A 9,538-nucleotide genomic window follows, 5' to 3' on the forward strand; every position below is an offset into this window, starting at 1 on the left:
GCCCACGGCGTAGCCGGTCAGGATGACGGCCCAGACGATGAAGAACCCCGAGAACACTCCGGTCACGGGACACTCCTCTGGATCGGTGCACCCCGCGGCGCCGGCGACCGCCCGTGGCGGGTCACGGCTCAGCGTCGAGGGAGGGCGCGCACTCGGATGGTGCGCGGAACGAGGAAGTCGCCGCACGTGCTGAGCAGGCGTGCGGCGACTTCCGGTTCGGTGGCGCTCAGGCGTCGATCTTCTGCTCCTCGTCGGCCGTGGACGAGGCGCGGCGGCCCCGGATGGTCCGCAGCAGGCCCGGACCCACGCCCAGGACGATCGCGGCGATGGTCAGCGTGAGGGAGATCGGCTGCTGGAAGACCACCAGCAGGTTTCCCTCGCCGTGAGCGGAGGTCTGCACCAGGGCCTTCTCGAGCAGCGGCCCCAGCACGAGCCCCAGCACCAGCGGGGCGACCGGGAAGTCGAACTGCTTCATGAAATACCCCAGCAGGCCGGCGGCGAAGACCACCCACAGGCTGAAGACGTTGTTGCCGATCGCGTACGCCCCGATGAGGCTGGTGAAGATGATCACGGGGTACAGGAAGCTGTAGGGCAGCCGCAGGGCCTGGGCGAACACGGGCGCCAGCGGCAGGTTCAGCACCAGCAGCATGAGGTTCCCGAAGAAGAAGGAGACCAGCAGGCCCCACACCAGCGCCGGCTGCGATTCGAACAGCAGGGGCCCGGGCTGGAGGCCGAAGACGATGAACGCGCCCAGGAGCACCGCGGTGGCGCCGCCGCCGGGAATGCCCAGGGCCAGGGTGGGGATGAAGCTGGCGTTCGCGGCGGCGTTGTTGGACGCCTCCGGAGCGGCGACGCCCTCGATCGCGCCGCTGCCCATCTCGTCGCGGTGCTTCGAGACCTGCTTCTCGATGCCGTAGGACATGAACGTCGCCAGGGTCGCGCCCGCACCGGGCAGCACGCCCAGGCCCAGCCCCACGCCGGAGCCCCGGAGGGTCGGGGCCACGGCACGGCGCAGGTCCTTCTTCGTGACGATCATGTCCCGGAAGCGGGCCCGGATGGGCTTCTCGCCGCCGCGGCGGATCTGGTGCAGCACCTCGCCGACGGCGAACAGCCCGATCATGACCTCGATGAAGGGGATCCCGCTGAGCAGATTGACGTTGCCGAGGGTGAAGCGGTCCGTGGAGAAGCCGCTGGCCACGCCCACCGTGGAGATGAGCACGCCGAGGGCGGCCATGCTGAGCCCGCGCACGGCGTTGTCACCGGAGAAGGACACGATGGTGGCCAGGCCCAGCAGGATCACCGCGAGGTTCTCCGCCGGGCCGAAGCGCAGCGCGAAGGATGCGATCGGTGCGGCCAGCAGCATCAGGAAGACCAGCGAGATGATGGCCGAGACGAAGGACGAGATGGCCGAGATCGCCAGCGCCGCTCCTGCGCGCCCCTTGCGCGCCATCTGGTAGCCGTCGAGGGTGAGGACCACGCTGGAGGAGTCGCCGGGGGTGGAGATGAGGATGGAGCTGATCGACCCGCCGTACTGACAGCCGTAGTAGATGCCGGCCAGCATGATCAGCGCCGTGACGGGCTCCATGGTGAGGGTCACGGGGAGCAGAATCGCGACACCGGTGGTGGCACCCAGGCCGGGCAGCATGCCGATGAGGGTGCCCAGGGCCACACCGATGAAGCACCAGAGGAGATTCTCGGGCGAGACCGCGGTCTCCAGGCCGAGCATCAGGTTGTCGAGCACGGTTCCTCCTAGATGAACCCGAGCGGCCCGGTGGGCACCGGGACGTGCAGGACCTGGACGAAGACGACGTAGGCGAACACCACGGCGCCGAGGGCGGTGAGCACGACCGGGACGACGCGGCGCCGCTCCACCCAGAGGGTGAGGGTCAGCACCAGCAGCCCCATGGACAGGAGCATCCCGAGCACGGGGATCAGCAGGATGGCGGCCCCGATGGCGCCGAACACCTTCCAGACGGCCGCGGACTGCTGCCGGGCGGTGCGCCCGAAGGTGTCCAGCTCGCCCGGGTCCCCGTCACCTGTGGCGTGGGACGCCTCCTCCTCGACCGCCGCCACCTGGTCCATCAGGGAGGAGCCGCTGTGGCCCTTGGGCCGGGCGAGGAACAGCTTGGCCACCTCCACCAGGGAGAAGGTGAGGACGAGGCCGCCGGCCACGGCGGGCAGGAACCCCGGTCCGATCAGACCCCGCTCGGTGATGGCTCCGTATCCCAGGCCGACGACGAGGGCGACCGCGCCGACGACGGCGAGCAGGACGTTGCCGACGACGTCCGAGGTGGCCGGGCGCGGGCGGGTTCCGACGTCACTCAACGCCCAGACCCTGCTTGAGGTTCTCGTTGTACTCATCGAGGTAGGCCGTGAAGTCGTCCCCGTAGAGGGGCGCGGCCTGCATGAAGTTGGACTCGATGTACTCGGTGAAGGCCTCGGTCTGCTCGAACTCCTGGCCGGCCTCGATCCAGTACTGCTTGGCCTCCTCTTCGATGCCGCCGGGGGCGATGTACCCGCGGAACTGGGCGAAGGCGACGTCGATGCCCTGCTCCTGGCCCGTGGGGATGTCGGCGAGCAGGTCGTACTCGTAGCGCTCGGGGGCGAGGGCGCACAGCGCCTTGAGGTCCCCGGACTCCAGCTGGCCGGCGATCTCGCCCGGGTTCAGGGAGGCGACGTCGACGTGACCGCCGAGCAGGCCGGCGAGGACCTCGCTGCCGGACTCGTAGGGCACCCGGTCGAACTCGACGTCCTGGTCGTCCTCGATGAGGCTGAAGACGATCTCGTCCAGGCTCGTCGCGCCGGAGACGGCGGCCACCACACGGCCGTCGCGGGCGGCGTCGACCACGTCGGAGCAGGTCTCGTACGGCGAGTCGGGGGTGACCGTGACGAGCGTGTAGTCGTCGCCCATCTTCATGATCGGGGTGAAGGTGTTGTAGTCGAACTGCACGTCCTGGACCAGGGGCAGCGCCATGAGCGCGGTCTCGGTGGCCAGCAGCTGGGTCGGGTCGCCTTCCTGGCCCATGAAGTGCGAGTAGCCGACCGCACCGGACCCGCCCTCGCGGTTCTCCACCGTGATGGTGGACCCGGTGACGTCCTCCAGGCCGCTCGCGGTGGCGCGGCCGGCCAGGTCGGAGCCGCCGCCGGCGCTGAACGGCACGGTCATGGTGATGCGCTCACCGGGCGAGTACCCGTCGGCGTTCTGGTCACCGGAACCGCCGTCGGCAGAGGAGCAGGCGGTCAGGGCCGCCATGCTGAACGCGGCGACGGAGGTCAGGAGCACGGTCTTCTTGGTGTACATGGGTTCTCCTCGTCGAGGGTCCGGAGCGCGAGGTCCGGGTGGAATGGGTGGATGAGCGAAAAGTGGTTCAGGAGCGGCGGTCGGCAGCCGTGCGCTGCCCCAGCGCCGTGATGATGTCGAAGGCGCGCTGGGTCGGGCCGGTGTGCGCGATGCCCTTGCCGACGATCTCGTAGGCCGTGCCGTGCGCGGGGGTGGCGATGGGGACCGGCAGGCCTCCCTGCACGGTGACGCCCTGGTCGAAGCCCATGAGCTTCATGGCGATCTGGCCCTGGTCGTGGTACATGGTCACGACCCCGTCGTACTCGCCGTCGCGGGCCTTGATGAAGATGGTGTCGCACGGATAGGGCCCGGAGGCGTCGATGCCCTCCTGCTGGGCCAGTGCCACGCCCGGTGCGATGTGGTCGATCTCCTCGCGCCCGAACTGCCCATTCTCCCCCGCGTGCGGGTTGAGCGCGCACACCGCCAGCCGGGGTGCCTCGATCCCGGAGTCCCGGACGACCGAGTGCAGCAGGCGGATGGCCTCCAGCACCGAGCGGGCGTTGATCTTCTCCGCGACGTCCTTGAGCGCCACGTGCGACGTCACCCGTGAGGTCGTCAGGCCCGGGACGAAGTTCAGCTCCGAGGTGGTGCCCTCGTAGCCCAGTTCCATGGCGAACCAGCGCAGCTCGTCCTCCTCGTTCATCCCGGCGAGGTGCAGAGCCGTCTTGTTGAGCGGGGTGAACATGATGCCGTCCACCTCACCGTCCTTGTACATGCCCAGGGCCTTGAGGAGGTCGCTCTTCACGCGCTCGCCGGCCTCCTTGCTGACCTGGCCCCGGGGCACGGAGCAGTCGGCGAGGTCGCTGCCGACCACGGCGGCGTGCTGCTCGTCCGGGGACGCCGCGAGGGAGACCTGCACGCCTGCCTCCGAGGCCGCGGACTGCACCTCCGCCTCGCTGGCCAGGACCAGGACGTCGGCGCGGGCCAGGTTCGCCGGATCGGCGAGAAGCTTGACGGCCAGCTCGGGACCGATGCCCGACGGGTCGCCCATGGTCAGGGCGATCCGGGGACGCGACGGGCTGGGAGTGGAGGTCATGTTCTCTCCTCGGAGCAAGAGTGGTGAGTCGGTCTACGAAAGGGGTAGATCAGGGATCCTATTGGATCTATGGAAGTCATAGTGTCAGAGGTCACAAAGCCTGCGCAAGGGCTGCGGCAAAAATTATGTCGTGCCGGTCACACTGTGGGGTCGGAACCGCCCTCGTCCGCCACCGCGCGGTGGCGCACGCCCTGGAGATGCCGCCGCATGGCCTCCACCGCGCCCTGCGGCTCTCCGGACTCCAGGGCGTAGAGGATCTCCGCATGCTCGTGGAGCGCCACCTCCGCGTCCGAGATGCCGTGGCCCACGGCCTGGCGCAGGCGGTGCACGTGGGTGCCGAGACCCTCCAGCATCTGCAGCAGGTACCGGTTGCCGCTGCTCTGCATGATGACCGTGTGGAAGCCCCAGTCCGCGTCGAAGTACCGCCGCATGCTCGCCGCCGTGCGGTTGGCGTCCGAGTTCCCCAGGGCCCCCATCTCGGCGATGATCCCGGCGTGCCGGGCGTGGGCGGCCCGCAGGGACGGCACCACCTCGGCGGCACGGCCGGCGGCCCGCTCCATGGCGGCCAGCTCCACGACCATGCGGGCGTCGACCAGTTCGGCCATCTGGCCGGAGGACAGCGGCGGCGCCACGCGGTAGCCCTTGAGGGCGGCGCGGGACACGAGCCCCGTGTGCTCCAGCTGCACCAGCGCCTCCCGCACCGGAGTGGGAGAGACGCCGAGCTGGCGGGCCAGCCCGTCGATGCTCAGCGGCGAGCCGGCCGGCACGCTGCTGTCCAGGAGCATCTCGAGCAGCGTGTCGTACACGTCGTCCCGGAGGACCTTGCGGCTCAGGTGCTGCTTGGGTGCGGTCTGCGGCTCGCCAGTCATGCCGTGAAGTCTATGTGCTGGAGGTGTTGTCTTCATCACACAAGATCCTATAGCATCGAGGAAAGCCCGTTCGAGTATCCCTGGAGGCATCCATGTCCCTGAAGTCGTCCCCCACCGCGCCGGGCGCCCAGCGCACGCCGGACCCGTCCGCGCCCTCCGTGACGAAGTCCTCGGCCTCGTGGCCGGTCGGCGCCTCCGTCATGTCCTTCCCCGGGACCCTGGCGGACGGGACTCGGCGCACCGATGCCCCGGCGAGCAGCTGGGGGCCCGCACTGCGCGAGGTGGCGGCCGCAGGCTTCGAGCACGTGGACCTCACCGACTCCTGGGTGCAGCCGGGCGACCTTCCGGCCGCGCGCTGCGACGAGCTCCGGGACGCCGCGGCGGAGTTCGGCCTGTCCTTCAGCGCGATCTCCGTGACCCGCCGGAGCGTGGTGGACCCCGACGCGGACGTGGCTGCGGCGAACCTCGACTACTCCCTGCGGACGGTCGAGGCAGCGGCCCGGCTCGGGCTGGACGTGGTGTGCCTGGGGCTGCACCGCCCCTTGACCCCAGAGCAGGAGCAGGCGCTGTGGTTCTGGCACGCCCCCGGGGCGGAGGACCCGGACGACTCCGCCGTGCGGCGCACCGCCATCAACCGGTTCCGCCAGGTGGGCGAGCGAGCCGGCGAGCTCGGCGTGCAGATCTCCCTGGAGATGTACGAGGGCACGTACCTGGAGCATGCTCAGGCCAGTGTCGACTTCGTCGACGAGATCGGGCTGCCGAACGTGGGCCTGAACCCCGACATCGGCAACATCGTCCGCCTGCACCGCCCCGTCGAGGACTGGGAGCAGATGCTCAGGACCATGCTGCCGCGCACCAACTACTGGCACGTCAAGAACTACTACCGGGACTTCGACCCGGCCACCGGGGCCTACTTCACGGCGCCGGCGCCCATGGAGCTGGGCTACATCAACTACCGGCGTGCCATCGAGATGGCTCTGGAGGTCGGCTTCGACGGCCCGTTCTGCGTCGAGCACTACGGCGGGGACGGCCTCTCCGTGGCCGCCCAGAACCGCGACTACATCCGCCGCATCCTCGCTGTGAAACTGGGAGAGTGACATGACTCGGCTGACCAACGACCCCAAACGATTCGCCGATGAGGCCCTGCAGGGCTTCGTCCTCGCCCATCCCGATCACGTGCAGCGCGTCCACGGCGGCGTGGTCCGCTCCACCGAGTCGCCCTCCGGACAGGTCGCCGTGGTGCTCGGCGGCGGTTCGGGCCACTACCCGGCCTTCGCCGGCTGGGTCGGACCCGGCCTCGCGCACGGAGCCGCCTGCGGCAACGTCTTCGCCTCCCCGTCGGCCTCCCAGGTGTACTCCGTGGCGCGGGCCGCCGACAACGGCGGGGGCGTCCTGCTCGGCTTCGGCAACTACGCCGGCGACGTCCTGCACTTCGGTCAGGCCGCCGAGACGCTGCGGGCCGAGGGGATCGACACCCGGGTGCTCACGGTCAGCGACGACATCGCCTCCAACACCCCGGACCAGCACGAGGACCGCCGGGGGATCGCCGGAGACCTCATCGTGCTCAAGATCGCCGGTGCCGCCGCCGAGCAGGGGCACGACCTCGACACCGTCGAGCGGATCGCGCGCCGCGCCAACGCACGCACCCGGTCCCTCGGTGTGGCCTTCGGGGGCTGCACCCTCCCAGGCGCGGACGAGCCCCTCTTCACCGTTCCCGACGGCACCATGGCCATCGGCCTGGGCATCCACGGCGAGCCGGGCATCTCGGAGACGTCCCTGGGCAGCGCGGTGGCCGTCGCCGACCTGCTCGTGGACGGTGTGCTGGCCGAGGAGCCGGAACGAGGCGTGGCGGGTTACGACGGACGCGCGGCGGTGCTGCTCAACGGGCTCGGGGACACCAAGTACGAAGAGCTCTTCGTGGTCTACGCGCGGGTGGCCGAGCGTCTGGCCGAGGCGGGCCTCACCGTGGTGGCGCCCGAGGTGGGTGAGCACGTGACCAGCCTGGACATGGCCGGGCTCTCCCTGAGCCTGACCTTCCTCGACCCGGAGCTGGAAGCCTGCTGGACCGCCCCCGCGGACACCCCGGCGTTCCGGCGCGGAAGCGCGTCCGGCCGGAAGCGGCGCACGGAGGTCCTCGACGGTGTCGCGCGGCAGGAGGTCGAACCCGGCACTCCGGACTCGCACCGGCTTGCCGCCGTCGCCACCGAGGTGCTGCGCGCCATGGCCGCGACCGCCGGCGCCTCCGAGCAGGCCCTGGGAGACCTGGACGCGATCGCCGGCGACGGCGACCACGGCCAGGGCATGGTCCTCGGCTCCTCCGCCGCACTGCGCGGCGCGGAGGAGGCGCTGGCCCAGGGGGCCGGCGTCCGCACCCTGCTGGTCCGCGCCGGGGAAGCATGGTCCGAGAACGCCGGTGGCACCTCCGGGGCGCTGTGGGGCTCCGCCCTCGCCGCCGCAGGCAACGCCCTTGCCGACGACCGGGGCGCCACGGGGGCCGACGTCGTGACCGCCCTGTGCGAGGGGGCCGCGGCGATCCTGGACCGGGGCGGCGCCTCGGTGGGGGACAAGACGATGGTCGACGCCCTCGTGCCCTTCACCGACCGGTTGACGGCCGCCCACGCCGGTGGCGCCTCCCTGTCGGACGCGTGGCGGCAGGCCGCGGCCGCGGCCACCGACGCCGCCGCCGCGACGGCCGGGATCACCGCCCGGCGGGGCCGGGCCCGCACCCACGGCGAGCACAGTCTCGGCCACCCCGATCCCGGGGCCACGTCCTTCGCCCTCCTCATGACCACCGCCGCCGCGTACGTCGGCGAGCACACCACCCCGACAGGAGCAGAATCATGACCTACCGCATCGTCATCGGCTCGGACGACGCCGGATTCGAGTACAAGGAAGCCCTCAAGAAGGACCTGGCCGGTGACGACCGTGTTGCCGACGTCCTCGATGTGGGGGTCACGGCCGACGGGCACACCGCCTATCCGCACATCGCCGTCGAGGCGGCCCGGAAGATCGCTGCCGGCGAGGCCGACCGCGCGCTGCTCGTCTGCGGCACCGGGCTCGGGGTGGCCATCGCGGCGAACAAGGTGCCGGGCGTCCGCGCCGTCACGGCCCACGACTCCTTCTCGGTCGAGCGCGCCGTCCTGTCCAACGACGCCCAGGTGCTCTGCTTCGGCCAGCGCGTGGTCGGGCTGGAGCTCGCCCGCCGCCTCGCCCGGGAGTGGCTCGGCTACACCTTCGACCCGGCCTCGGCCTCGGCGGAGAAGGTCGCGGCCATCTGCTCCTACGAAGAGCCGGCCGTTCGCCCATGACGCTCTGGGTGGGCACCAGCTGGAAGATGAACAAGACCCTGGCCCAGGCCCGGGACTACGCGCAGGCCCTCGCCGCGACCGAGGCCGCCCGGTGGCCCGGCGTCCAGCCCTTCGTCATCCCGCCGGCCACGGCACTGGCCACGGTCAGCGCCGTGCTCGGACCGGACTCGCACGTCATGGTCGGGGCGCAGAACGCGCACTGGGAGGACGCCGGGGCCTGGACCGGTGAGGTCTCCGTGCCCCAGGTCGCGGACGCCGGGGCACGCATCGTCGAGCTCGGCCACAGCGAACGGCGTGAGCACTTCGCCGAGACGGACGAGACTGTGAACCGCAAGGTCCGCAGCGTTCTGAGGCACGGTCTGACACCCCTCGTGTGCGTCGGGGAGCCCGACGACGTCTTCCGCTCCGGCGGCTCGGTCGAGCACGTGCTGGCCCAGATCCACTCGGCGCTGCAGCAGGTGCCGGACACGCGGGAGGTCCTCCTGGCCTACGAGCCGATCTGGGCCATCGGGGAGAACGGACGGCCGGCGACGTTCGACGACGTGGCGCCCGTCTTCGCCGCTGTCGCCGGTGAGTGCGCCGGCCGCGTGCGCGGGGTGCTCTACGGCGGTTCGGTCTCCCCGGACAACGCCCTGGAGATGCTGTCCGTCCCCGGCGTGGACGGACTCTTCGCCGGCCGGTCGGCGTGGGAGGTGGACGGCTACCTGCGCCTGCTCGACCTCGCCGCGGGCCGTGCCGCCGAGAACTCCCGGGCACAGCACCGAGCACCAGGACCGGTGCGTCCTGAGGAGCTCCGAGGCGTCCCTGCCCACCGGACCTCCTGAAGCTGCTTGACCCCGGACGCGCTGGAAGCGCCGTCCACGAACCGACGACGAGCAAAGGATTTCCTGACTGTGACCGATTTCGATGGAAACTTGACCTGGACCGATGTGGATCGGCGTGCTGTGGACACGGTGCGGGTGCTGGCCGCGGATGCGGTGGAGAA

General features: G+C 70.9%; 9 protein-coding genes. 4 read left to right on the forward strand and 5 right to left on the reverse strand.

The window, feature by feature from the left end; all coding sequences use genetic code 11:
- Nucleotides 1-226 precede the first annotated feature (226 nt).
- The 5 genes from ACFYE1_RS16765 to ACFYE1_RS16785 form a co-directional block, all read right to left on the reverse strand.
- Nucleotides 227-1,741, reverse strand: a complete 1,515-nt coding sequence (locus ACFYE1_RS16765) for a tripartite tricarboxylate transporter permease (protein WP_387745475.1) — start codon at nucleotides 1,739-1,741, stop codon at nucleotides 227-229.
- 8 nt (nucleotides 1,742-1,749) lie between these two features.
- On the reverse strand, nucleotides 1,750-2,325 hold the full coding sequence (locus ACFYE1_RS16770; RefSeq protein WP_387745478.1) for a tripartite tricarboxylate transporter TctB family protein: 576 nt from the start codon (nucleotides 2,323-2,325) through the stop codon (nucleotides 1,750-1,752).
- Entirely contained in the window at nucleotides 2,318-3,301 is a 984-nt protein-coding gene (locus ACFYE1_RS16775) for a tripartite tricarboxylate transporter substrate binding protein (RefSeq protein ID WP_387745481.1), read from the reverse strand. Before ACFYE1_RS16775 ends, ACFYE1_RS16770 begins: the two co-directional genes overlap by 8 nt.
- 67 nt (nucleotides 3,302-3,368) lie before the next feature.
- Complete coding sequence (locus tag ACFYE1_RS16780) at nucleotides 3,369-4,376, reverse strand: 4-hydroxythreonine-4-phosphate dehydrogenase PdxA (protein WP_387745484.1); 1,008 nt, start codon at nucleotides 4,374-4,376, stop codon at nucleotides 3,369-3,371.
- Between the two features lie 137 nt (nucleotides 4,377-4,513).
- Nucleotides 4,514-5,245 (reverse strand): GntR family transcriptional regulator, encoded by a 732-nt coding sequence (locus ACFYE1_RS16785; protein ID WP_387745487.1) that lies wholly within the window; start codon nucleotides 5,243-5,245, stop codon nucleotides 4,514-4,516.
- 92 nt (nucleotides 5,246-5,337) lie between these two features.
- Here ACFYE1_RS16785 and ACFYE1_RS16790 point away from each other — a divergent pair, with 92 nt between their 5' ends.
- The 4 genes from ACFYE1_RS16790 to ACFYE1_RS16805 are packed head-to-tail and all read left to right on the forward strand — an operon-like array spanning nucleotide 5,338 to nucleotide 9,377.
- On the forward strand, nucleotides 5,338-6,342 hold the full coding sequence (locus ACFYE1_RS16790) for a sugar phosphate isomerase/epimerase family protein (protein WP_387745490.1): 1,005 nt from the start codon (nucleotides 5,338-5,340) through the stop codon (nucleotides 6,340-6,342).
- A gap of 1 nt (nucleotide 6,343) precedes the next feature.
- On the forward strand, nucleotides 6,344-8,089 hold the full coding sequence (locus tag ACFYE1_RS16795) for a dihydroxyacetone kinase family protein (RefSeq protein WP_387745493.1): 1,746 nt from the start codon (nucleotides 6,344-6,346) through the stop codon (nucleotides 8,087-8,089).
- Nucleotides 8,086-8,553: a ribose-5-phosphate isomerase gene (locus ACFYE1_RS16800; RefSeq protein WP_387745496.1), complete on the forward strand. Its 468-nt coding sequence runs from the start codon at nucleotides 8,086-8,088 to the stop codon at nucleotides 8,551-8,553. The genes ACFYE1_RS16795 and ACFYE1_RS16800 overlap by 4 nt, the downstream gene beginning before the upstream one ends.
- A gap of 8 nt (nucleotides 8,554-8,561) precedes the next feature.
- The gene (locus tag ACFYE1_RS16805; protein ID WP_387745499.1) at nucleotides 8,562-9,377 is read left to right on the forward strand and encodes a triose-phosphate isomerase; all 816 of its coding nucleotides are present in this window, start codon (nucleotides 8,562-8,564) and stop codon (nucleotides 9,375-9,377) included.
- Nucleotides 9,378-9,538 lie beyond the last annotated feature (161 nt).

Source organism: Kocuria nitroreducens, assembly GCF_042879195.1.
GTDB classification, from domain to species: domain Bacteria; phylum Actinomycetota; class Actinomycetes; order Actinomycetales; family Micrococcaceae; genus Kocuria; species Kocuria nitroreducens.